Annotated in this window: 23 protein-coding genes; 9 read left to right on the forward strand and 14 right to left on the reverse strand. The window is 56.8% G+C overall.

Translation table 11 applies throughout. From position 1 onward, the window contains the following. Positions 1 to 159: 159 nt before the first annotated feature. From VNZ60_RS24470 to VNZ60_RS24485, 4 genes are read right to left on the reverse strand one after another with little or no spacing between them, the layout of a single operon-like run. Entirely contained in the window at positions 160 to 1,002 is an 843-nt protein-coding gene (locus tag VNZ60_RS24470; protein WP_325663900.1) for an EI24 domain-containing protein, read from the reverse strand. Continuing rightward, positions 1,002 to 1,988 carry a sterol desaturase family protein gene (locus VNZ60_RS24475; protein WP_325663901.1) on the reverse strand — a complete coding sequence of 329 codons (987 nt, stop codon included), beginning with the start codon at positions 1,986 to 1,988 and terminating at the stop codon, positions 1,002 to 1,004. The genes VNZ60_RS24470 and VNZ60_RS24475 overlap by 1 nt, the downstream gene beginning before the upstream one ends. After that, complete coding sequence (locus VNZ60_RS24480) at positions 1,985 to 2,836, reverse strand: polysaccharide deacetylase family protein (protein ID WP_414648968.1); 852 nt, start codon at positions 2,834 to 2,836, stop codon at positions 1,985 to 1,987. Before VNZ60_RS24480 ends, VNZ60_RS24475 begins: the two co-directional genes overlap by 4 nt. Continuing rightward, on the reverse strand, positions 2,836 to 3,918 hold the full coding sequence (locus VNZ60_RS24485; RefSeq protein ID WP_325663903.1) for a YVTN family beta-propeller repeat protein: 1,083 nt from the start codon (positions 3,916 to 3,918) through the stop codon (positions 2,836 to 2,838). Before VNZ60_RS24485 ends, VNZ60_RS24480 begins: the two co-directional genes overlap by 1 nt. Positions 3,919 to 4,106: 188 nt before the next feature. Here VNZ60_RS24485 and VNZ60_RS24490 point away from each other — a divergent pair, with 188 nt between their 5' ends. The 3 genes from VNZ60_RS24490 to VNZ60_RS24500 are packed head-to-tail and all read left to right on the forward strand — an operon-like array spanning position 4,107 to position 5,008. Beyond that, the gene (locus VNZ60_RS24490) at positions 4,107 to 4,463 is read left to right on the forward strand and encodes an FKBP-type peptidyl-prolyl cis-trans isomerase (protein WP_325663905.1); all 357 of its coding nucleotides are present in this window, start codon (positions 4,107 to 4,109) and stop codon (positions 4,461 to 4,463) included. 37 nt (positions 4,464 to 4,500) lie between these two features. After that, positions 4,501 to 4,713 carry a hypothetical protein gene (locus VNZ60_RS24495; protein ID WP_325663907.1) on the forward strand — a complete coding sequence of 71 codons (213 nt, stop codon included), beginning with the start codon at positions 4,501 to 4,503 and terminating at the stop codon, positions 4,711 to 4,713. A 40-nt stretch (positions 4,714 to 4,753) separates the two neighbouring features. Next, positions 4,754 to 5,008, forward strand: coding sequence for an acyl-CoA-binding protein (locus VNZ60_RS24500; RefSeq protein WP_325663908.1), 255 nt, complete (start codon positions 4,754 to 4,756; stop codon positions 5,006 to 5,008). Between the two features lie 14 nt (positions 5,009 to 5,022). On the opposite strand, the gene VNZ60_RS24505 is transcribed toward VNZ60_RS24500, so the two are convergent. From VNZ60_RS24505 to VNZ60_RS24520, 4 genes are all read right to left on the reverse strand, one after another. Next, positions 5,023 to 6,027 carry a 2-hydroxyacid dehydrogenase gene (locus VNZ60_RS24505; protein WP_325663910.1) on the reverse strand — a complete coding sequence of 335 codons (1,005 nt, stop codon included), beginning with the start codon at positions 6,025 to 6,027 and terminating at the stop codon, positions 5,023 to 5,025. 13 nt (positions 6,028 to 6,040) lie between these two features. Further along, the gene (locus tag VNZ60_RS24510) at positions 6,041 to 7,450 is read right to left on the reverse strand and encodes a sodium:proton antiporter (RefSeq protein WP_325663912.1); all 1,410 of its coding nucleotides are present in this window, start codon (positions 7,448 to 7,450) and stop codon (positions 6,041 to 6,043) included. A 113-nt stretch (positions 7,451 to 7,563) separates the two neighbouring features. After that, the gene (pncB, locus tag VNZ60_RS24515) at positions 7,564 to 8,757 is read right to left on the reverse strand and encodes a nicotinate phosphoribosyltransferase (RefSeq protein WP_325663913.1); all 1,194 of its coding nucleotides are present in this window, start codon (positions 8,755 to 8,757) and stop codon (positions 7,564 to 7,566) included. 171 nt (positions 8,758 to 8,928) lie between these two features. Next, positions 8,929 to 9,867: a cation diffusion facilitator family transporter gene (locus VNZ60_RS24520; protein ID WP_325663915.1), complete on the reverse strand. Its 939-nt coding sequence runs from the start codon at positions 9,865 to 9,867 to the stop codon at positions 8,929 to 8,931. A gap of 329 nt (positions 9,868 to 10,196) precedes the next feature. On the opposite strand from VNZ60_RS24520, the gene fdxA reads away from it, so the two are divergent. Both fdxA and VNZ60_RS24530 read left to right on the forward strand, forming a co-directional pair. Next, on the forward strand, positions 10,197 to 10,520 hold the full coding sequence (fdxA, locus tag VNZ60_RS24525; RefSeq protein WP_325664152.1) for a ferredoxin FdxA: 324 nt from the start codon (positions 10,197 to 10,199) through the stop codon (positions 10,518 to 10,520). A 245-nt stretch (positions 10,521 to 10,765) separates the two neighbouring features. Next, positions 10,766 to 11,851, forward strand: a complete 1,086-nt coding sequence (locus VNZ60_RS24530) for an NAD(P)/FAD-dependent oxidoreductase (RefSeq protein ID WP_325663917.1) — start codon at positions 10,766 to 10,768, stop codon at positions 11,849 to 11,851. Positions 11,852 to 11,997: 146 nt separating this feature from the next. On the opposite strand, the gene pnp is transcribed toward VNZ60_RS24530, so the two are convergent. Both pnp and rpsO read right to left on the reverse strand, forming a co-directional pair. Continuing rightward, the gene (pnp, locus tag VNZ60_RS24535; RefSeq protein WP_325663919.1) at positions 11,998 to 14,133 is read right to left on the reverse strand and encodes a polyribonucleotide nucleotidyltransferase; all 2,136 of its coding nucleotides are present in this window, start codon (positions 14,131 to 14,133) and stop codon (positions 11,998 to 12,000) included. A gap of 302 nt (positions 14,134 to 14,435) precedes the next feature. Further along, positions 14,436 to 14,705, reverse strand: coding sequence for a 30S ribosomal protein S15 (rpsO, locus tag VNZ60_RS24540; RefSeq protein WP_014007042.1), 270 nt, complete (start codon positions 14,703 to 14,705; stop codon positions 14,436 to 14,438). 165 nt (positions 14,706 to 14,870) lie between these two features. On the opposite strand from rpsO, the gene VNZ60_RS24545 reads away from it, so the two are divergent. After that, positions 14,871 to 15,368 (forward strand): hypothetical protein, encoded by a 498-nt coding sequence (locus VNZ60_RS24545; RefSeq protein WP_325663925.1) that lies wholly within the window; start codon positions 14,871 to 14,873, stop codon positions 15,366 to 15,368. A 35-nt stretch (positions 15,369 to 15,403) separates the two neighbouring features. Beyond that, positions 15,404 to 16,321: a YihY/virulence factor BrkB family protein gene (locus VNZ60_RS24550; protein WP_325663927.1), complete on the forward strand. Its 918-nt coding sequence runs from the start codon at positions 15,404 to 15,406 to the stop codon at positions 16,319 to 16,321. On the opposite strand, the gene lolD is transcribed toward VNZ60_RS24550, so the two are convergent. Together lolD and VNZ60_RS24560 are read right to left on the reverse strand one after the other, a co-directional pair. Continuing rightward, positions 16,294 to 17,010: a lipoprotein-releasing ABC transporter ATP-binding protein LolD gene (gene lolD / locus VNZ60_RS24555; RefSeq protein ID WP_325663929.1), complete on the reverse strand. Its 717-nt coding sequence runs from the start codon at positions 17,008 to 17,010 to the stop codon at positions 16,294 to 16,296. The genes VNZ60_RS24550 and lolD overlap by 28 nt on opposite strands. After that, a complete protein-coding gene (locus VNZ60_RS24560; protein ID WP_325663931.1) occupies positions 17,003 to 18,268 on the reverse strand; it encodes a lipoprotein-releasing ABC transporter permease subunit in 1,266 nt (421 codons plus the stop codon). Before VNZ60_RS24560 ends, lolD begins: the two co-directional genes overlap by 8 nt. Positions 18,269 to 18,490: 222 nt before the next feature. Between VNZ60_RS24560 and VNZ60_RS24565 the strand changes: the two genes are divergently transcribed. Further along, positions 18,491 to 18,955 carry a thioredoxin family protein gene (locus VNZ60_RS24565; RefSeq protein ID WP_325663933.1) on the forward strand — a complete coding sequence of 155 codons (465 nt, stop codon included), beginning with the start codon at positions 18,491 to 18,493 and terminating at the stop codon, positions 18,953 to 18,955. Between the two features lie 56 nt (positions 18,956 to 19,011). Here the strand turns inward: VNZ60_RS24565 and VNZ60_RS24570 are convergent, their stop codons facing one another. Together VNZ60_RS24570 and VNZ60_RS24575 are read right to left on the reverse strand one after the other, a co-directional pair. Then, positions 19,012 to 19,779: a 3-hydroxyacyl-CoA dehydrogenase gene (locus VNZ60_RS24570; RefSeq protein ID WP_325663934.1), complete on the reverse strand. Its 768-nt coding sequence runs from the start codon at positions 19,777 to 19,779 to the stop codon at positions 19,012 to 19,014. Between the two features lie 24 nt (positions 19,780 to 19,803). Continuing rightward, a complete protein-coding gene (locus tag VNZ60_RS24575) occupies positions 19,804 to 21,483 on the reverse strand; it encodes an AMP-binding protein (protein ID WP_325663936.1) in 1,680 nt (559 codons plus the stop codon). 160 nt (positions 21,484 to 21,643) lie between these two features. Between VNZ60_RS24575 and VNZ60_RS24580 the strand changes: the two genes are divergently transcribed. Further along, positions 21,644 to 22,657 carry an AraC family transcriptional regulator gene (locus VNZ60_RS24580; protein ID WP_325663938.1) on the forward strand — a complete coding sequence of 338 codons (1,014 nt, stop codon included), beginning with the start codon at positions 21,644 to 21,646 and terminating at the stop codon, positions 22,655 to 22,657. Positions 22,658 to 22,667 lie beyond the last annotated feature (10 nt).

Below are 22,667 nucleotides of genomic sequence, written 5' to 3' on the forward strand. Positions count from 1 at the left end.
ATGAATAAAGTATTAACGCTATTGCAATCTATGCAGATCTTAATAGGACTTACGCAAAACTGCCCCAGCAACGGGTTTGTCAAACCCTGACGACGAAGACAGTGCACCTGCACGGCTAGGAGGAGCAACGCCGCTGGGGCTGTTTTGCGTAAGTCCCCCTTAACTCTGAACGTCGCCACGTTCAGCCATAATAATAGCAGCCTGTACCCCAGCCCGATATTTGGCCAGCGCCGCCAGGCAATAATATTCAAACCACAAGCCGGTAAATACAAACACCAGTACGTACAGCCAGATGGAACCGGCCGCCAACACCGGAAAAATCACCAGCCACAGGGCGCCGCCCAGCCACAATATGGTCGGCGCAGCGCCCATGGCGCCGGCAATCACGCCGATCAGCAATAGTGGCCAGCGGTGAATCCGCAGCAGCGCCCGTATTTCATCTTTGTCGGCATGCGCCGCCAAGGCTTCGTAGGCGAATACCCGATACGTCAGCCAGCCCCACAATACCAGCGGCACCAGGAAGGCAAACGGCGGGATCAGCCACAGCGGTAAAGTCACCAGCCACAATACGCAGAATAGCAAGAACGCGGAAAATGAAATCCAGATGCTGCCAAGCAGCGAGCCGCCTTTGCGTAGCTCCAGATTGGGAAAGTGGCGACGGCCGACGTGGCGCGCGGTGGCCGGCAAGGCGAACGCGCCGACGAACAGCAAGGCGGTCAGAATCATCAGCGGCAGTAAAGCCCACAACGCCAGCCAGGGCACGATGACGGTCTTGAGCGCGCCCAGACCCAGCCAGGCGGGAACATAGTTGGCAATTCCCCAGCCATCGTTGCCGGCAAAATAATTCTTTTGCAGCCAGTCGATCATCGGCTGCAAACCCCACCACAGGGCCAGCCCCCAGATCACGATCGATAATACAAACGGCAGGAAAGTCAGCATCAGCATGCGGTAATGCAGCTGCGACAATAAAGCCCGGCCGAAGGCTGCCAGTACCGGGCGCATCAGCGGGACGGCTTTCTGGCAAATTCGACCATGCGCTTCAGGCCCAGCCATTGCTGCGACCAGAAACCGCGGCCGTAGTCGCGAGCCGGCCTGCTTGCGGTCGGCAACTGGTCGCGCACGCCGGTAGCTTCGAAGCTCTGGCCGAAATGCGCGCTGCGAAACAAGATATCCCAGAACGCAAACAGCACGCCGAAATTATGGCCGCCCAAAGTACTCCCACCCTTGCTCTCATGGCCAATGCCAATCGCATGATGCCAGCGATGAAAGCGCGGCGAGACCACGATGGCGTCGCCCAGGCGGCCAAAGTGAATCCGTACATTGGCGTGTTGCAGGCTTTGCAACATGCGGGTAACCGATACCAGCAGCACATATTGCGCCGGCTCGACCCCAATCGCCAGCGCCACCATGGCCATGACGACGTCATGGATCAAACCATCGAGCAGGTGATTGCGATCGTCGCTCCACAGATTCATGTTTTGCTGGCTGTGATGCAGGCTGTGCAAACCCCACAGCCAGCCGAAACCGTGCTGCGCGCGGTGGTACCAGTATTCGCACAGATCGAGCACTAGCAGATACACCAGGAAGGTGATCAGCGGCCGGTCGGTAATCCCGGGCAACAGGTTTTCAAGATTGAATGGATTGATCCCCTGCAGATGCAACAGCTCGGTGATCTTTGCCATCAGCGGATCGACCAGGAAGAACACCAGCACCGAAAAAGCGCCGAGGCGATACAGCACGGTATAGATAAAATCGGTCCAGCGCGCGCGGCGTTCGGTAAAATCATGCACCGGGATCATGGCTTCCAGCGGCCGCAGGATGAGAAACAGGACGATCAATTCGCAAACGCCGATCAAGAACCATTCGGTGCCGTCGAAGGCGTCTTCCAGATATTCGCTGAAACCGGCATGGAACATGAGCGGCTGCACCACGGACTGAAACAGCCATGCCTGAGCGCTGGCAAACCAATCTACCAAAGTGTCTGTCATGGTGCCTTTCCTGTTTTAAGCTCGGCGACCGGTCCTTTCAAGTTGCCTTTGTAGTCCGGATGGTCGCGCAGCGTGGCAAAACAAAAACCTTTTTTCTCAAGGCCGCTGATTAATGGCTCCAGCACTGCCGGCGCCCAAGGATCTTTACGCGACCAGATTCCCAGATGCGCCATGACAATATCACCGTCCTTGAGATTTTTCAGGCTGCGCTCCAGCAGCATCTGATTCGGCCATTTATCGCTGGGCAACTCGTCACCGGAGAAACCGGCTGCGGCCCACGCCACATGCTTGTAACCGCAAGCCTCTCCTGCTGCCAGCGTATGCGGCGTCAGATGGCCGCCGGGAGTACGCCAAAAGTGATCGATATGGGCGCCGGTCAGGCTTTGGAAGCGTTGGTCAACGCGATTCAGTTCATCGCAATATTGTTGCGGGGTCCAGCCCAGCAGTTTGCCGGCGTTGGCGCCGAACTGCGGTTTCACTTCAATCTTGCCGTCAGCCAGGTCGCGCTTGGCGTAAACATGGTCGAAAGTATGGCTGCCAAAGGCATGGCCGTCAGCCACCAGGGTTTTCCAGAATGGCGCCCAGGATGGATCCAGGGTGTAATCGCCATTCACGGTTTTTTCATTGGCCATGAAAAAAGTGGCCTTGACGTGATGCCGTCTCAGGGTTTGCGCAATGTACTCGGCCTGCGACTGGCTGCCGGTATCGAAACTCAGGTAGATCGTGCCGCTGCATGCTTTGGCCGCTTGCGGCTGCGCCAACGCCAGCGTCGCCGGCGCCAGCGTTGCCAGCGCCACTACAGTTGCAGCTGCCAGCAAATTACGCCTGCTTGCGGGAACCATGGACATCACAATTCAGAAGCGCGATTATGAAAATAGATACCGTGCGGCGAACGCCCCACTGGAATCGTCTTGATCACTTTACGTGTCGTCAGATCGACTACCGAAACCCGCTTCAGCCAGCGCTGGGTAACCCACATGGTTTTGCCGTCTGCCGTCACTTCCATGCAATCCGGACCGCCGGGAACGGCGATACTGCCAACGCTTTCCAGCGTATCCAAATCGAGCACATTGATGGTGCCCGCAACCCGGTTAGAAACAAACAGATGGCGATTGTCGCCCTGCGGACGGAAATTATGGGCGCCGTCGCCGGTCTGGATTTTCTTGATGATCTTCTGGTTGCGCCAGTCAACCACGGCCACGTAGTCGCTCCCCATCACGCCCACCAGCAAATACTTGTTATCGGGAGTCATGTATACGCCGGCCGGCTGCTTGCCGATCGGCATGGTCCATTTCACCTTTTGCGTAGCCAGATCGACCGCGGCCAGTTCATCGCTGCCCTGCAGGCTGATGAAAGCCAGTCTGCTGTCGGCGGTGAACGCCATGTGGCTAGGCATGGCCGGCAGCGGCAGGCGCTTGGCCAGTTTCAGGTTCTTGCCGTCGTAACCATAGATATCGATGCGATCAAGGCGCAGGCCGTTGGCGATAAACCATTTCTGATCGGGCGAAAAGCCGATTTGATACGGATCGACAATATCCTTCACCTGGTTCTGGATCTGGCCGCTTTTCGGGTCCAGGAACAGCAGAGAGTCGCCGGTAGCAGCGGCTACGATGAGTGATTTGTTGTCCGGTGTCGGCATCAGATGATGTGGCTCCTTGCCGACCGGGAAAGTACCGATTTCCTTGTAAGTTGTCTGGTCCAGCAAAGTAATGGTGGCGTCGCGCGAATTCAGTACAACCACTGTATTAGCATTGGCAGAGGCAGACGGAACAGACGTTACGGCGGCAGGCGCAGCCGCAAAAGTGGAAAATGCGACCAACAAGCCACAAGCGGCGGCAACAGAACGACGAGCAAAAACAGACCTAACTACAGACTTAACAACAGACATAACAAAACTCTGAAAAGCAAAAACGACTATTTTACCGCGCATGAATGACACCCATAGATTTAAATGACTTGGCCGGCCATGGCGAAACGCCGCTGGAATTGCCTTCCGACACCGGTCGCCGGCCGAATTTTGGTTTACACTGCACTACCTGGCAGGACAGAGCAATTCACCACACTGTGGTGACTCTTGATCGCTGCCCTACATTGACGATTATTTAGAAAAGGACTCCCATGTCGACCACCACTACCGTTTCCGGCCTGCAGTACGAAGATGTCACCATTGGCGACGGCGCTGAAGCCAAAGCAGGCGATCATGTGACCGTGCATTACACCGGTTGGTTGCAAAATCCTGATGGCAACGCAGGCAAGAAGTTCGACTCCAGCAAGGATCGCGGCGACCCGTTCGAATTCCCGCTGGGCGCCGGCCATGTCATCAAAGGTTGGGATGAAGGCGTGCAAGGTATGAAAATCGGCGGCGTGCGCAAGCTGATCATTCCGGCAGCGCTGGGTTATGGCCCGCGCGGCGCCGGTGGCGTGATTCCACCCAACGCTACCCTGATTTTTGAAGTTGAACTGCTAGGCGTATAAGCTCCCCTGCACTCCATCTACCTGCAACGGCCGCCCGATGACATTGCCTGCATTTGTTTTGTACTCACGCCGCATGGCGTCGTTGCTGGTGACTCTGCCGCTGTTCGCCGGCTGTACCGTTGTCAGCGTCACCAGCAGTGTGATCGGCGCCGGTGTCAGCGTCGGCAGTGCTGCGGTGGGAGTTGCCTCTACCGTGGTGGAAGGCACCGTTAAAGCAGGTTCGGCGGTAGTCGGCGCCGTAACCGATTGATTCGATTTTCCCGACCCGTTCATACTCATACGAGACTCTAATGACACTCCAAGCCCAATTCGAACAAGCCCAGGCCGACTCCAAGACATTGAGCGAGCGCCCGGACAACATGACCATGTTGAAAATGTATGCGTTGTTTAAACAGGGCAGCAGCGGCGACGTGCAAGGCGAGCGCCCTGGCATGACCGACTTTGTCGGCCGTGCCAAATGGGACGCCTGGAACGAGCTGAAAGGCACTGCAAACGAAGCCGCTCAGCAGCAATACATCGACCTGGTCGAAGGCCTGAAAGACTAAAGCGGAAGGCCGGCTTAACTTAAGGTAACCCGGCCTAGCACTTCAGGGTTGAGCAGGTTCGGCGGCCATTTCCGCTCTGCCGTCGGCAGCAATGCCGCCAGCAGATTATCCGCCGCACAATCGGCCATCGCCCGCCGGGTAGGCTCGGAAGCGCTGGCGATATGCGGCGTCAGCACCACATTCGACAAGGCCAGGAAATCCGGATGCAGCGCCGGCTCGTTCTCGAATACGTCGAGTCCGGCAGCCGCGATTTTCTTGTCGCGCAGTGCAGCGATCAATGCCAGATCGTCAACGATGCCGCCGCGCGCCAGATTGACCAGGGTCGCGCCCGGCTTCATCAAAGCCAGCTCGGCAGCTGCGATGGTATGGTGCGATTCTTGCGAATACGGCAGCACCAGGATCACATGGTCAGCCGCCGCCAGCAATTCTTCCTTGCTGACATAACGGGCGTCGTTGGCGCGCGCTTCCAGCTCGGGCGACAGGCGTGAACGATTGTGATACAGCACTTGCATATCGAATCCCAAGGAACGCCGCGCGATCGCCTGGCCGATGCGTCCCATGCCGATGATGCCCAGCGTGGCGCCATGCACATCAGTGCCCAGAAAACTATCGTAACGCCATTGTTTCCAGTGGCCGGCGCGCAGCCAGTGCTCAGCCTCCGTCACCCGGCGCGCGGTGGCCATCAGCAAAGCCCAGCCGAAATCGGCGGTGGTTTCATTCAGCACATCGGGGGTATTGGTCACCATTACCCCGGCCTTGGTGGCCGCGGCAACATCGATATTGTTATAACCGACGGCTTGATTGCATACCGCCTTCAGACGCGGGCTGGCCTGCAGCAATTCCGCTGAAATGCGTTCGCTGGCGGTGGCGATCACGCCATCCTTGTCGCTCAGTTTTTGCGCCAGTTCGACAGCGCTGAAAATGCGGTCTTCCTGGTTGCTTTCCACTTCGAAGTACTGTTGCAATCTCGCGATCACTTCAGGGAATACTGCTCTAGCCATCAATATCTTTGGTTTCATGCTCACACCACCGTTAGCGGAAAAAAATCAAGGTCATCACAGCAAACAAAGGCAGCAACACCACGCAAGCCCAAGCCATATAGCCGAAGAAAGACGGCATCTTGATGCCGCGCTCTTCGGCGATGGCTTTGACCATCAGATTAGGGGCGTTACCGATATAGCTATTGGCGCCCATGAACACTGCGCCGCAGGAAATCGCCGCCAGCGTCGCCGCCAGCCTGGTCATCAGCTCAAGCGCATCGCCGGACGCGGTATTAAAGAACACCAGATAGGTTGGCGCATTGTCGAGGAACGACGAGAGTACGCCGGTGGCCCAGAAATACATGGCATTGTTAGGTTGGCCGTCGGCGCCGGTGACGGCGCTGACCACCAGACCGAAAGCGCCATGTTCGCCGGCGCGCAGCATGGCGATCACCGGAGCGATGGTGACGAAAATCCCGGCAAACAATTTGGCTACTTCAAGGATCGGCCCCCAGCTGAAATCATTGCCTTCGCGGGCGACTTTGGGAGTCAGCCAGAGCGAAGCCAGAATCACCAGCACCAGCAAGCCGTCGCGCAGCAGATTCTGCAATTCCACCACCGTGCCATAGATGTCATAGCTGATTCCCGGTTTCCAGAAACCGCTCATCAACACCAGCAGCACCACTACAACCAGCAAAACAAAGTTGAATTTTCCTTCGAAATGCAGCCTGACACCCGGTTGCGCCGGATCCGGCTTGGGCGGCAATTCTTCGCCTTTTGTATGGAAATAATAATTATCCAGAAAATAAAAAATCACCAGCAGCGTGCCCCACATGAACATGGTTTGGCCAAAGATATTCTTAAAGGTCCAGGAAAAATCGACGCCTTTCAGGAAACCTAGAAACAGCGGCGGATCACCCAAAGGCGTCAGCGCACCACCGGCATTTGCCACCAGGAAGATAAAAAACACGATGATGTGCACCGTATGCTTGCGGTTTTCATTGGCGTTGATCACTGGCCGGATCAGCAGCATCGCTGCGCCGGTGGTCCCCATCAGACTGGCCAGCACGGTGCCCAGCGCCAGCAAGCCGGTATTCATGGCAGGCGTGCCGCGCAAATGGCCGCGCAAGCAAATCCCGCCCGCCACCACGAACAAGGCGGTCAATAAAATAATGAAGGGAAAATACTCTGCCAGGAAGGCATGCACCACGCCGGCAATCGCGATCGGCACACCGAATCCCAGCGCACATGGAATCACGAAAGCCAGCGACCAGGCCACCGAAATCTTGCCGAAATGATCGTGCCAGAAGACCGGCGCCAATAAAGGGCCAAGCGCAATCGACAGCAGCAAACCGATAAAAGGCACGCCCCACCAGATCGACAATTGGGCTCCGTCCAGTTCTGCGGCCTGCGCCGCCAGAGGCAGGAATGCGATCAAGAGAGCGAGAACTTTTTTATGCAATGTAATCTTCCGGATAAGGTTATCGGCTGGGTGTGCAAAGGGTATGCAACCAAGACAGCGGGCTATTTTATTCTGAAAACAATATCGGATAAATAACAAAGACACCACACACACTAAACCGCGGCGGCTACCGGATCAGCGATCTCGAAAACCTGGCGCAGGTAATTCAGATAGGCCTGGTCGTCGCACATATTCTTGGATGGCGTATCCGATAGCTTGGCGACCGGCTGGCCATTGCAACGTACCATCTTCATCACGATCTGCAATGGCGTGTAACCCAGGTCATTGGTCAGGTTGGTACCGACGCCGAAGGCCACCCGGGTCCTGTCCTTGAAACGCAGGTACAGCTCGTTGACCTTGCCGAAATCCAGGCTGTCGGAAAACACCAGGGTTTTGGTAGATGGATCGACGCGATTGTCTTGATAGTGCTTGATCAGGCGCTCGCCCCATTCGAAAGGATCGCCGGAATCGTGGCGCGCGCCGTCGAACAATTTGCAGAAATATAAATCGAAGTCGCGCAGGAACGCCGCCATGCCATAGACGTCGGACAAGGCAATCCCGAGATCGCCGCGATATTCCTTGGCCCACATTTCAAATCCGAAAATCTGCGAATCGCGCAGCCGCGGGCCGAGCGACTGGCAGGCTTGCAAATACTCGTGCGCCATCGTGCCGAGCGGCGTCAAATTGTATTTCATGGCGAAATAAACGTTGGAAGTGCCGACCAGATGTTGCGCGAAATCGCGCTGCAAAGTCTGCACCACTTCTTCATGCCAGCTGCGCGAAAAGCGGCGACGGGTGCCGTAGTCGGCTACCTTGCAACCGTCCATGGCGGCATCGTCGCGAATCAGAGCCATCTTGCTCTGTAGGCGGCGGCGCCCTTCGGCATGATCCGGCGCACTCTGGGTCGCACGGAAATAGACTTCGTTGACGATCGCCAGCACCGGCACTTCAAACAGGATGGTATGCAGCCACGGCCCTTTGACCACGATATCGATTTCACCGTTGTCCGCAGCCGACGGCTGCACGCTGATGTATTTCTGCTGTAGATGAAACAGGCTGAGGAAATCGATGAAATCGCTTTTGAAGAAACGCATGCTGCTCATATAAGCCAGTTCCTGCTCCTGAAACCGCAAACGGCAGAGGCCGGCGATTTCATCGCGGATTTCGTCGACATAGGGCCGCAGGTCAACGCCCTGGTTACGGCATTTGTAGCGGTACTCGACTTCAGCTCCGGGAAAATGATGCAAGACCACCTGCATCATCGTGAATTTATACAAATCGGTATCGAGCAGCGAAGTAATGATCATGGTCTTTGAATACAGGGCGGTGAGGAAAAATGGCTGGCGAAACCTGGGGGACTATCTGAACCTGTGTTGCATCTTACAACAGGGACTTGGCAACTACCTGTTATGACAATTATCCGAGCAAAGATGACAACATGACAATGTTATTGTACTCGTTGCGCTGCCACGGTTTTTTTATGCCGTCTCTGCGGCAACTGACGGCGGCTTGGCATGATCCGGCTCAAAAAAGCACCAGTGCACCTGCGGCCAACGCTGCTGGATCCCAGCTTCGATGCGGTTGATCGCATCGACCAGCGCCACGTCGGAAGGCTGCGGCCGCATCACGGCTTGCACCGCGATCATCACCTGCTCGCCCCATTGCATCGAAATCAGATTCCTGACGCTCGCCACATCGGCGTCGGCTTCGATGTGCGCCTTGATGGCGGCATGCACCTCGGGCGCGGCAGACTCACCGGTGACCATGGCCTTGACTTCGCGTATCACTATCACCGCGACGATCATCAGCAAGACGCCAACCGCGATCGTGCCACAGGCATCCCATAGCGGATTGCCGGTTACGACCGTCAGCAGCACGGCAACAAACGCCAGCGCTAGCCCCGCCAATGCGGCGATATCCTCCCCTGCCACCACCATCAGTTCCGACTGCCGGGTTTCGCGAAACCATTGCATGAATGGCTTGCCGTCTGAAATCTTGCGGATTTCCACCATCGCGCCGCGCAGGGAAAATGCTTCCAGCACCACCGATACTCCCAGCACACCCAGTGCGATCCAGGGCGCGCTGATCGGCTGTGGATGTTTCAGATGCTCGATGCCTTCCATCACTGAAAACGCGCCGCCGACAAAAAACAGCAGCAGCGCCACCATCATCGCCCAGAAATACACCACCCGCGCGTAGCCCATGGGATGGGATGCGTTTGCCGGTTTCCTGGCTTCTTTCAAGCCGATCAGCAGAAATACCTGATTGGTACAGTCGGCCAGCGAATGGATGGCTTCCGCCAGCATCGCCCCGGAGCCGGTATAGATAGCAGCGGCAAACTTCGCCAATGCAATCCCGCCATTCGCGCCCAAGGCATAAAAAATGGCTTTGGTGGAGCTTTCCGAAGGAGATGACATGATTATTCCGTAGCAACAAAGGCGTTCACGATAGCCATTTTGCCAAGCTGATGCAAGCAATCAGCAAACGATCGCGTGGCAGCCTCAAAACGCTTCGGCCGGATGTGGTAAAACTGATCAAACACCGGCAATTGCGGCTAATGTGATTTTCACATTTGCTTATATGGATTCTATATAACAGCCGTTTGTGAGAAAGCCGGAATTACCTTAAAATACAAGGCTTTGCGACAGGGTGCGTAGAACAGCGCCGCTTGCTGGAAAACACCCGCCGCTTGAAGACTTGCTTCAAGACCCGCTTCAAGATCAAATTTACAGATAGGACTGTTGTTATGACCCACGTTGTGACCGAATCCTGCATTCGCTGCCGCTATACCGACTGCGTGGATGTATGCCCGGTTGATTGTTTCCGCCAAGGCCCGAATTTCCTGTCGATCGACCCCGACGAGTGCATCGATTGCGCAGTCTGCGTCGCCGAGTGCCCGGTCAACGCCATCTACGCTGAAGAAGATGTGCCTGCGGATCAACAGCAATTCATCAAAATCAATGAAGACCTGTCGCGCCACTGGCCGTCGATCACCAAAACCATTGCACCTTTGGCGGAAGCCGAAGAATGGAAAGATGTAAAAGATAAATTGGAATTTTTGCAACGTTAATTTGCAACCTTAAGTTAGAGCTTGGCCGCCCGCCTTTGCATGGAATGGCGGCCAATGCAGCAGCGGCGCCAAGCCGCCAATTTGAGCCAGGCCATTGCCCCCAGCCACAGCGCAACACCTATCGCCGTCAGACAGAAATTCGCGAGAACTTTAATCCAATCGCCGTCGCAGCCATCGTTAGCACACCACAACGACGCGCAACGGCGTTTTGGAGGACCCAACTGAAACAGGAATCAGATCGTCGTATGGATACCAACGTCAAGCTTGCAACACTTAACTCCGCCAACAATACGCCAATCGAGACCGATGCCGTGATCGTCGGCGCCGGTCCGGTCGGCCTGTTCCAGGTCTTCGAACTCGGCCTGCTGGAAATCAAGGCGCACGTGATCGATTCCCTGCCGGTGGTCGGCGGCCAGTGCGTTGAACTGTATCCGGACAAGCCGATTTACGACATCCCGGCAGTGCCGGTCTGTACCGGCCAGGAACTGACCGACAACCTGCTCAAGCAAATCGAACCGTTCGAGCCGACCTTCCACCTGAACCAGGAAGTGACGCTGGTAGCGCGCCGCGAAGACAATCGCTTCGACCTGGAAACCTCGGCCGGCACGCGCTTCATAACCAAAACCATCTTCATCGCCGCCGGTGTCGGTTCGTTCCAGCCGCGCACCATCAAGGTCGACGGCATCGATCAGTACGACAATACGCAGCTGTTTTACCGGGTCAAGGACCCTGCACAATTCCACGGCAAGAACCTGGTGATCTGCGGCGGCGGCGATTCGGCGCTGGACTGGGCGCTGGATCTGGTCGGCAAGGCGGAATCGGTAGTCTTGCTGCATCGTCGCGAAGAGTTCCGCGCGGCGCCGGCTTCAGTCGCCAAGATGAAAGCCATGTGCGAAGCCTACGAAATGCAATTCCTGGTCGGCCAGGTCACCGGCCACGAAGCCAAGGACGGCAAGCTGAGCGAAATCAAGGTCACTGGCCCGGATGGCGTGACCCGCCGCCTGCCGCTGGATACCCTGCTGGTGTTCTTCGGCCTGTCGCCAAAACTCGGCCCTATCGCTGAATGGGGCCTGGATATCGAGCGCAAGCAATTGAAGGTGGTCGATACCGAGAAGTTTGAAACCAATGTGCCGGGCATCTTCGCGGTGGGTGACATCAACACCTATCCGGGCAAGAAGAAACTGATCCTGTCGGGCTTCCATGAAGCTGCATTGGCTGCATTCGGTGCCGCGCCTTACATCTTCCCGGACAAGAAGATCCACATGCAATACACCACTACTTCGCCAAAACTGCACAAGATTTTGGGCGTGGAGTCGCCTGTGTTCGATTAAGCATCAGCTCACACAACAAGAAAAGCCGCCCGCGAGACAATCTCTCGGGCGGTTTTTTTTGACCGCATTTTAATCGTGTAAAAATAAAAATGCCCGGGATGCATCAGCATCCCGGGCATTTTTCATACAGCTAAGTTAATGCGATATTACTGCGCCGCTGCCGGAGCAGCTTCGCCGCCTTCGTCAGACTGCGCTGCCTTCATCGACAGCTTCAAGCGGCCGCGGTCATCCGTTTCGAGAACCTTGACGCGTACTTGCTGGCCTTCTTTCAGGTAATCAGCAACTGCATTCACGCGCTCATTGGCGATCTGGCTGATGTGCAGCAGACCATCCTTGCCCGGCAATACTTGCACGATCGCGCCGAAATCCAGCAGCTTCAAGACGGTACCTTCGTAGACCTTGCCGACTTCAACCGAAGCAGTCAGTTCTTCGATACGACGCTTGGCTTCCTGACCGGCAGCAGCATCCACCGAAGCGATAGTCACGACGCCTTCGTCGCTGATATCGATCTGGGTGCCGGTTTCTTCAGTCAGCGCACGAATCACAGCGCCGCCCTTGCCGATCACGTCACGGATTTTTTCCGGATTGATCTTGATGGTGATCAGGCGTGGTGCGAAATCGGACAGCTCGGTTTTACCGTGCGGTACCGCTTCTTGCATTTTGCCGAGGATATGGACGCGGCCTTCTTTAGCTTGCGCTAATGCGACCTGCATGATTTCCTTGGTGATGCCCTGGATCTTGATATCCATCTGCAGAGCAGTGATACCGTTGGCTGTACCAGCTACCTTGAAGTCCATGTCACCGAGGTGATCTTCATCGCCCAGGATGTCGGTCAGGACCGCAAATTTACTGCCTTCCTTGATCAGGCCCATGGCGATACCGGCAACGTGTGCTTGCATCGGCACACCGGCATCCATCAATGCCAGGCAGCCGCCGCAGACCGAAGCCATCGACGACGAACCGTTGGATTCAGTGATTTCCGATACCAGGCGTACCGAGTAGCTGAAATCTTCCGGCGCCGGCAATGCTGCTTGCAGTGCGCGCTTGGCCAGACGGCCGTGGCCGATTTCGCGGCGCTTTGGGGTACCTACGCGGCCGGTTTCGCCAGTCGCGAACGGTGGCATGTTGTAGTGCAGCATGAAGCGATCCGAGTACTCGCCCATCAACGCGTCGATCTTTTGTTCGTCGCGTGCGGTGCCCAGCGTGGCAACTACCAGCGCTTGCGTTTCGCCACGGGTGAACAGTGCCGAACCGTGGGTACGCGGCAAAACGCCGGTGCGGATCGTGATCGGACGCACGGTGCGAGTGTCGCGGCCATCGATACGCGGTTCGCCTTCAAGGATCTGCGAACGGACGATCTTGGCTTCCAGGTCGAACAGGATGCCGCTGACTTCGGACGAATCAGGTGCAGTGCCGCCAATCGATGCAGCTTCGGCAGCCAGTGCAGCATTGACTTCAGCAGTAGCGTCTTTTAGCTTGGTGGTGCGGGCTTGCTTGTCTTTGGTTTGGTAAGCTTCACGCAGCTTGGCTTCGCCGAAATGCGCAACGCGAGCGATCAGCGCGTCATTCTTCGGCGCCGGGCTCCATTCAACTTCAGGCTTGCCGCCGTCGCGCACCAGTTCGTGGATCGCGTCGATCACGGCCTTCGATTGCTCGTGGCCGAACACCACCGCGCCCAGCATGATTTCTTCCGACAATTGCTTGGCTTCGGATTCCACCATCAACACTGCGGTTTCAGTACCGGCAACCACCAGATCCATAGCCGACTTGGTCAGTTGCGATGTGGTTGGGTTCAACACGTATTGACCGTCGATATAACCAACGCGCGCAGCACCGACCGGGCCGGCGAAAGGAATGCCAGCGACCGACAAGGCAGCCGAAGCGCCGATCATCGCAGCGATATCCGGATCGATTTCAGGATTGACCGACAGCACGTGAATGATGACTTGCACTTCATTCAGGTAACCTTCTGGGAACAGCGGGCGGATCGGGCGATCGATCAGGCGCGATGTCAGGGTTTCTTTTTCGGAAGGACGGCCTTCGCGCTTGAAGAAACCGCCTGGGATACGGCCAGCTGCGTATGTCTTTTCAACGTAATCAACGGTCAGCGGGAAAAAATCCTGACCTGGTTTGGCATCTTTGCGTGCCACAACGGTAGCCAGCACAACGGTATCTTCGATCGATACCAGCACTGCGCCGGAGGCTTGACGAGCGATCTCGCCGGTTTCCAGAGTAACTTGATGCTGACCATACTGGAACGTCTTAGTAACTTTATTAAACACAATATATCCTTTCATTTTGCCGACAGATTTTCAGGCGCTGTCGTTCACCTCACCACAGACGATTGCATCGCTGGCTAACACCAGAGAATTGCCGTCTCCTTGCCTGTAACCAACTTCTTAACTTCTAATTTTTTTTAAACTTGTGCAGAGATAAATCTGCCGCAAAAGCAAAAATGCCCGCATCAGAAACTGATACAGGCATTTTTTTCAACTTATCGACGGACCAAGGACATCGTCACGAAATATCGAAACAAGATGTCGCTGAAAATACCGGAGGTCGACGACGAGTCGCGCACTTACTATTACTTACGCAAGCCGAGTTTTTCGATCAGCGAGCGGTAACGGTTCAGGTCCTTACCTTTGAGGTAGGACAGCAGGCTTTTACGACGGTTAACCATCATGATCAGGCCGCGGCGGGAATGATGATCCTTAGCGTGGGCTTTGAAGTGACCGTTCAGGTCGTTGATACGGGCTGTCAGCAGCGCAACTTGCACTTCTGGGGAGCCGGTGTCGTTTTGACCGCGCGCATTATCAGTGATAATAGCGGCCTTGGCTGTTTTTTCGATAGTCATGCTTTACCTTTCACAAGCGGTGTACAGAGTACGTAACCCTATGCACCGTGAACAAACAATTAAAAAATCCGGTCGAACTCGACCAGACGCGCAGTATATAGCAAAAGCCCTGCCAATTCAAACAGTTAGCGCGCCGTCAACAACAATCTATTTTGGAGTATCGCTATGAAGCAACCCTTTTCCCTTTTCCTGGCCGCCTGCTTGCTGAGCCTGGGCGGCTGCGCCTCGCTGCTGGCGCCGCCGGTCAATCCAGGCGAACCCGAAGCGCAGGTGCTGGCGCGCCTGGGAAAGCCGACTGGAACTTATCAAGACGGCAATGATGTATTATTGGAATATTCGCGCGGGCCGTTTGGCCAGACAACCTATATGGCTAAAATCGGCCCGGACCACAAGCTAATTTCCTACGAGCAAGTACTGACTCTGGAGAAATTTGCCACCATCAAGGTCAATCAATTCAACCAGAACGATGTCCTGCGCACCGTCGGCAAGCCGATCGAAACCATCTACTACAGCCGGGTCAAGCTGAATGGCTGGAATTACGGTTACAAGGAAAGCGGCGTCTGGAACTCGATGATGACGGTCTACTTCGACGACAGCGGGATTGTGCGCAAGCTCGAAAACGGCCCCGATCCGCGTTATGAACATACCCGCTTTGGCATGTAAACATCGCCAGACAGGCTTAAAAGAAAGCGTCGCGCATGATTAAACTTCCGATCAAACTCCCAGAACGGCAACGCATCCAGGCCATGCTGGCCAGCACCCTGCAGGAATGGTTCAAGCAGCGCTCCGGCAGCAAAGGCGCTGCCCTGGCCTTCTATACCCTGTTCTCGATGGCGCCCATGCTGATACTGGTGATTGCGATTGCCGGTGCGGTATTCGGCGAACAGGCGGCGCGCGGCGAAATTTTCGGCCAGCTGGCGGGATTGATCGGCCCGACCGGCGCCGACGCCATCCAGCTGCTGCTGGCGGCGGCCCACAGCAATCGCTCGGGGCCAATTGCGGCGCTGATCGCGGTGGCAGTGCTGCTGATCGGCGCCACCACCGTATTCTCCGAACTGAAGGATAGCCTGGATGAGATCTGGTACGTCGAACGTACCCGCCAATCCGGCATCATGTCCCTGATCCGCACCCGCCTGCTGTCGTTCGGGCTGATACTGGTGCTGGCTTTCCTGTTGCTGACTTCGCTGGTGGTCAGCGCGGCGCTGGCGCTGCTGGCAAAGTACCTGGGCGGCATGTGGCTCAGCGTCACACTGGTTTTTTCGCCGCTGTCGCAACTGTTTTCATTTGCCGTGATCGCCAGCCTGTTCGCCTCGATCTACAAGATGCTGCCGCAGACCAAATTGCCCTGGCGCGATGTGTGGATAGGCTCGATCGGCACCGCCGCCCTGTTCGTGCTCGGCAAATACCTGATCGGCATCTATCTCGGCAATAGCGGTATCGCCTCCAGCTATGGCGCGGCCGGTTCGGTGATTGCGCTGTTACTGTGGATTTATTACTCGGCGCAGATTTTCTTTTTCGGCGCCCAGTTCACGCGCCAGTACGCGCTATTTTTCGGCAGCCTGCAAGAGATCGACAAGGATGCCGGCAATCACTCGACCGCTTCGAGCCGGTCATGATAAGGCTCCAGCCCGCGCTCTGACAGCCGCAGAATGCGGCCGCAGCGGCGCGCCAGTTCGATGTCATGGGTCACGATCACGAAGGCCGTACCCAAGGTTTGCGACAACTCCAGCATCAGATCGAAAGTCATCTGTGCAGTGGCCCGATCGAGATTGCCGGTCGGCTCGTCGGCCAGCACGCAAGCCGGCCGCGTGACCAGCGCCCGTGCCAGCGCCACCCGCTGACGCTCGCCGCCGGACAACTCGCCCGGCACGTGGATTACCCGTTCAGCCAGACCGACCCGCGCCAGAATCTCACGCGCCTGCTGTTGCGCATCGCTACGCTTGAGGCGGCGGATCATCAAGGGCATGGCGACGTTATCCAGCGCAGAAAATTCCGGCAGCAGATGATGAAACTGGTAGACGAAACCGAGTGCGTTATTGCGCAAGTCGCCACGGGTCTTTTCCCCCAGCGTCGTAAAGTCCTTGCCCAGCAGGCTGACGTTGCCGGCGGTCGGTGCATCGAGGCCGCCCAGCAGGTGCAGCAAGGTCGATTTGCCGGAGCCGGAGGCGCCGACGATGGCGACTTGCTCGCCCTTGGCGACATCGATATCGATGCCGTTCAAGACCTTGACCGAATATGCACCTTGGGTAAAAGTCTTGCCCAGGTTGCGGCAGGAAAGAACTGTGGAATTATTTGGTTTATTCATAACGCAATGCCTCAGCAGGTTTCACCCGGGCCGCCCACCAGCTCGGGTACAAGGTGGCCAGGAAAGCCAGCACCACGGCAACCCCGCCGATGGTCCAGACATCCGGCCAGCGCAGGTCTGACGGCAATTCGGTAATCACATACACGCTCTTAGGCAGGAACTGCACGTGCAGCATATTTTCGATAAACGGCACGATGACATCGATATTCAAGGCGATCAGCACGCCGCCGCCGACTCCGATGGCGGTGCCGATCAGCCCCACCAGTGCGCCTTGGATCATGAAAATCTTCATGATCGAACCAGGCGATGCGCCCAGCGTGCGCAGGATCGCAATGTCAGCCTGCTTATCGGTCACCGTCATCACCAGCGTCGACACCAGGTTGAAGGCGGCTACCGCGATGATCAGGGTCAGGATGATGAACATCATGCGTTTTTCAGTCTTGACGGCGGCGAACCAGTTGCTGTTCTGCTGGGTCCAGTCGCGCAAGTACAGATTAGGCGGCAGCGTGGTCGCCAGTTGCTGCACCACCTGCGGCGCTTGCAGCATATCGACGATCTTCAGGCGCACGCCGGACGGCGAATCCTGGCGGAACATCTTTTCCGCATCTTCCAAGTGGATAAAGGCCAGGGTCGAATCGTATTCAAAATGACCAGCCTCGAAAATCCCGGCCACGGTGAATTGCCGCAAGCGAGGAATCACGCCGGCCGGGGTCACCTGCCCTTGCGCCGCCATCAATGTCACCTTGTCGCCGATGCCGACGCTCAAGGCATGCGCCAGCTCTATCCCCAGCACGATATTGAATTCGCCGGGCTTGAGGTTATTGAAGCTGCCTTGCTTGACCTTGCTGGCGACCTCTGACACCTTGGGTTCTTCAGCCGGCAACACGCCGCGTATCGCCACGCCGCGCAAGACGCCTTCACGCACCAGCATGGCCTGCGCATCGACATAGGGCGCCGCGCCTATCACTTCCTTGTTCTTGAAGGCCTGCTGGGCGACCTCTTCCCAGTTCCGCATGGAGCCGGAAGCATCGAACACCTCGATATGGGCCAGCACCGACAGCATGCGGTCGCGCACGTCTTTCTGGAAGCCGTTCATTACTGACAACACCACGATCAGCGCCGCCACACCGAGGGCGATGCCGGCCATCGATATCAGCGAAATGAAGGAAATAAAGCTGTTGCGGCCGCTGCGCTTGCCCGCGCGGGTATAGCGTATGCCGACCAGCCACTCAAACGGTAAATTTTTTATGATGCTCAAAAGGGGGCTCCCGAAATCAGCCCGCAGTTTGCCATAATTTGGCAAACTCACGGGGCTTTCCAGCTGAATAGGCTTACTCTGATCGAAACCGGGGGCTATCGTTCAATGCTGAATCAGTCCTAAACCGCCAATTGCCAAAACGAAATATACTCACGAATACACGGCCGCATCCGTAAAACATCGGGCTAATGCCGGATAACTATCTAACCTGAACAGGATCGCATGATGAAAAAATTCTTCGCCCTATGCCTCGGCCTGCTATTGGCGCAGGCGGTAGCCGCCGCCCCGCTGCCCTACGATGAAAAGGCCGACGCCAAAGCCGACCTGAGCCAGGCCTTGAGCCAGGCCCAGGCCAGCAAAAAACAAGTGATATTGGTATTCGGCGCCAACTGGTGCACCGACTGCCGCGAACTGGACAAGGCGCTGCATGGCAAAAGCGCGGCGCTGATCGACGGCAAATTCATTCTGGTGAAAGTCGACGTCGGCAATTTCGACAAGAATCTGGACGTCGCCGAGTCTTACGGCAACCCGATTAAAAAGGGCATTCCAGCTGCGGTGCTGCTCAGCCCGGACAACAAGATCCTGTATTCGACCAAGGCCGGCGAACTGGCAGACGCCCGCCGCATGGGCGAGAACGGCATCTACGATTTTTTCAATAAAGAGATCGTAAAAAGACAGGGCGGCTAAGCTCGCGCTCAACCGCCCCGGCTTTCAAAATCAACTGCTGGGCGCTTACTTCTTACTTACTTAGGCGCCAGCCGGATCCCGCCATCGAGACGGATCACTTCACCGTTCAGGTAGACCGTCTCGACGATGGTCTTCACCAAGGCCGAGAATTCAGCCGGTTTACCCAGGCGTGGCGGGAACGGCACCATTTTTCCTAGCGCGTCCTGCACCTCTTCCGGCATGCCGAGCAACATCGGCGTTTCCATGATGCCCGGCGCAATCGTCATCACACGGATGCCGTGGCGCGCCAGTTCGCGCGCTGCCGGCAAGGTCAGGGCCACTACCCCGCCCTTGGATGAAGCATAGGCAGCCTGGCCGATCTGGCCGTCGAAAGCGGCAACCGAAGCGGTGTTGATGATCACCCCGCGCTCACCATCCGCGTTCGGCTGGCCCTTGCTCATCGCATCGGCGGCCAGGCGCATCATGTTGAAAGTACCAATCAGGTTGATCTGGACCACGCGGCTGAAATCTTCCAGGGCATGCGGCCCTTCCTTGCCGACTATGCGCTTGGCCGGAGCCACGCCGGCACAGCTGACCAGCCCGTGCAAGCCGCCGAACACCGTAAGAGCGGTGTTGACCGCCTCCGTGGCGCTGGCCTCGCTGCACACATCGGTAGCAACAAAACGCGCATTGGCGCCCAGTTGCGTCGCCAATGCGGCGCCGGCTTCCTGGTTGATATCGGCGATCACCACCTTGGCGCCGCCCTGCACCAGCATGGCGGCAGTTGCCGCACCCAGGCCGGAACTGCCGCCGCTGATCAGGAATACATTATTTTCAATTTGCATGTTTTTCTCTTCTCTTCTATAAATTTAGGGCCGGTTAACCTTTGATTTGGCGATTTCCTGATTGCGCAAGATGAAGCGCTGCAGTTTACCGCTCGGGGTCTTTGGCAGTTCTGTTAAAAATTCAATTTCGCGCGGATAAGAATGCGCCGCCAGACGATGTTTGACGTATTGCTGCAGCTCGGCGATCAGTTCGGCACTGGCTTGATAGTCCTTGCTCAAGACCACAAATGCCTTGACCAGTTCAGTGCGCTCGGGGTCGGGCTTGCCGACCACCGCTGCCTCAACCACCGCTGGATGCTCCAGCAACGCGCTTTCGACATCGAAGGGGCCGATGCGATAACCGGCAGAAGTAATGATATCGTCACCGCGTCCGATAAAGCTGATGCTGCCATCCTGGTTTTTCTCGACCGTATCGCCGGTGATGTAGTAGTCGTTGCTGTCAGCCGCATTGTCTTGCTGCCAATAGCCCTGGAACCAATACACCGGCGAATTGCGGCGATCCACCGCCAGCACGCCCGGCTCGCCCGCCGCCAGCTCCTGTTGATCGTCGTCCAGCACTGCCAGGCGATAACCCGGCATGGCGAGACCGGCCGAACCCAGGCGCACCTCATGCCGCAAGCCATGGTGGTTGCACAACACCATGCCCAGCTCGGTCTGGCCGTAATGATCGTTGATCGGACAAGCCAGATGCTCGCCGAACCAGCGAATCACCTCCGGATTCAAAGGCTCGCCGGCGCTGCTGACGACGCGCAAACGGCCCTTGACCGGCGCCGCCGCTGCTGCACCGGCGGCAATCAGCAGCCGGTATGCGGTGGGCGAACCTGCAAGATTGCTAATTTTGTATTTGTCGATAATCCGATAGCTGCTTTCCACCGTAAACGAGCCCTCATAGAAGGTAATCGCATGCCCCATCAGCAAGGGCCCGGTGACGCAGTAGTACAAGCCATAAGCCCAGCCGGGATCGGCGATATTCCAGAAAGCATCCTCCGGCCGCAGATCCATCGCATAACGCGTATACACGTAAAACGCCAACATCGCCCGCAATGGCACCGCGACACCTTTGGCTGGGCCGGTGGTGCCCGAGGTAAACAACATGATGAAAGCGTCGTCGGCCTTGCGCATCACCGGTGCAAACTCTGTCGATTGGCGGTCCAACTGGTCCCAGAAGCCGAAATCGCCGGCCGGCGCTTGATCGGCGACGGTCATGATCGGCGGACATGCAGGCACTTCTGCCAGCTTGTGGCGGTTATCGGTATCGGTAACGATCAGCCTGGCTTCGCTGGCGGCAATCCGGTATTCAATCGATTTCGAACCGAAGGCGGTGAACAAGGGCTGGTACACCGCACCGGCGCGCCAGGTACCCAGAATGGCAATCAGCAGTTCCGGGGTACGCGGCAGCAAACCGGCTACGCGGTCGCCTGGCTGGACGCCCTGCGCCTTCAGGAAATTGGCAAAACGGCCCGACAACTCCTTGAGCTGGGCAAAGGTATAACTGGCGCTGCGGCCATCCTTGCCTTCCCAAAACAATGCTATATGGTCATGGTCTGATGCGGCGTGCCGGTCGCAACATTCGACGCAGGCGTTAACCCCGGCTTGCAGATTCCCGGACAGTTCGGCAGCAATGCTGTCGGCACTGAAATCCGCATAGAACTGGGCATAATCAGGAATGGTAACTATTACAGCGGCCGGCAAAGCAGATGACATGATTGTTCTCCTCTAACCTAAAATGGCAGGCTTGATCTGCTCTTGTTGTTATGAGAAACGGAAGTGCTGCCGCCGAGTCTAGAATATTTAGTGGCTGGCAACCATGTTAAAACCGATCAATGAATTTGATCGGAATTGCAATACCCAGGTAAATGGAATTATGGAAGATTGGGAAAAGGGAACGATCGCCATCAGTTTTGTCGATGAAGCGCTGCACAGCATGCGCCAACGCGGCATGGATACTGAAGCGCTACTGCTTGAAGCGGGCATTTCTCCGCGCTGGCTGAGCGCGCCGCACGCCCGGGTCGCCGCCGCCAACTACGGCCGGCTCTGGTATCTGATCGCGCACGCCATGGATGACGAATTTTTCGGCATGGATATCCATCCGATGCGGGTCGGCAGCTTCAACATGTTGTGTCGCAGCGTCCTGCATAGCGCCAATCTCGGTAAAGCTCTGGCGCGCATGCTGGATTTCCTGCGGCTGGTGCTGGACGACATGTCGGCGACACTCTCGGAACAAGACGGCCTGGCGCGCATCGCCATCCACGAAACCGGTGCTCCGGGCCGCATGTTTGCCTACGCTACCTTCCTGATGATCGTGCATGGCGTCGGCAGTTGGCTGATCGGACGCCGCATCCAGTTGTTGTCTGCAGATTTTCGTTGCGAGGAACCGCTGGCCAGCCTCGATTACAAGACCCGTTTTTGCGAGCAGGCCCGCTTCAGCCAAACACAGACCAGCATCACTTTCGATGCAGCCTGCCTGGCTTTGCCGATAGTACAAAACCAGCGTTCGCTGCAATCCTTCCTGCGCGAAGCGCCGGGCAACCTGTTGGTGAAATATAGCAATCACGATAGCCTGGCAGCCACCATCCGGCGCCACTTGCGCCAGCTGCCGCTGACCGAGTGGTCAGACTTCGACAGTTTGTCGAAACAACTGCATACGCCGGCGTCGACCTTGCGCCGCAAACTCAGCCAGGAAGGACAATCGTATCAGGCGATCAAGGACAATCTGCGGCGCGACCTGGCCATCAATTATTTGAGCGGTTCCGCCAGGAGCATTGAGGAGATTGCGATCAGCCTTGGTTTTGCCGATTCCAGCGCCTTCCACCGGGCCTTCAAGAAGTGGACGGGAAGCAGTCCGGGCGAGCATCGGCGGGCTTTGTCGGCGGCCTAAATCCGGCTGC

Origin of the sequence: Collimonas sp. (assembly GCF_035566375.1) — a bacterium.
Taxonomy (GTDB): Bacteria; Pseudomonadota; Gammaproteobacteria; order Burkholderiales; family Burkholderiaceae_D; genus Collimonas.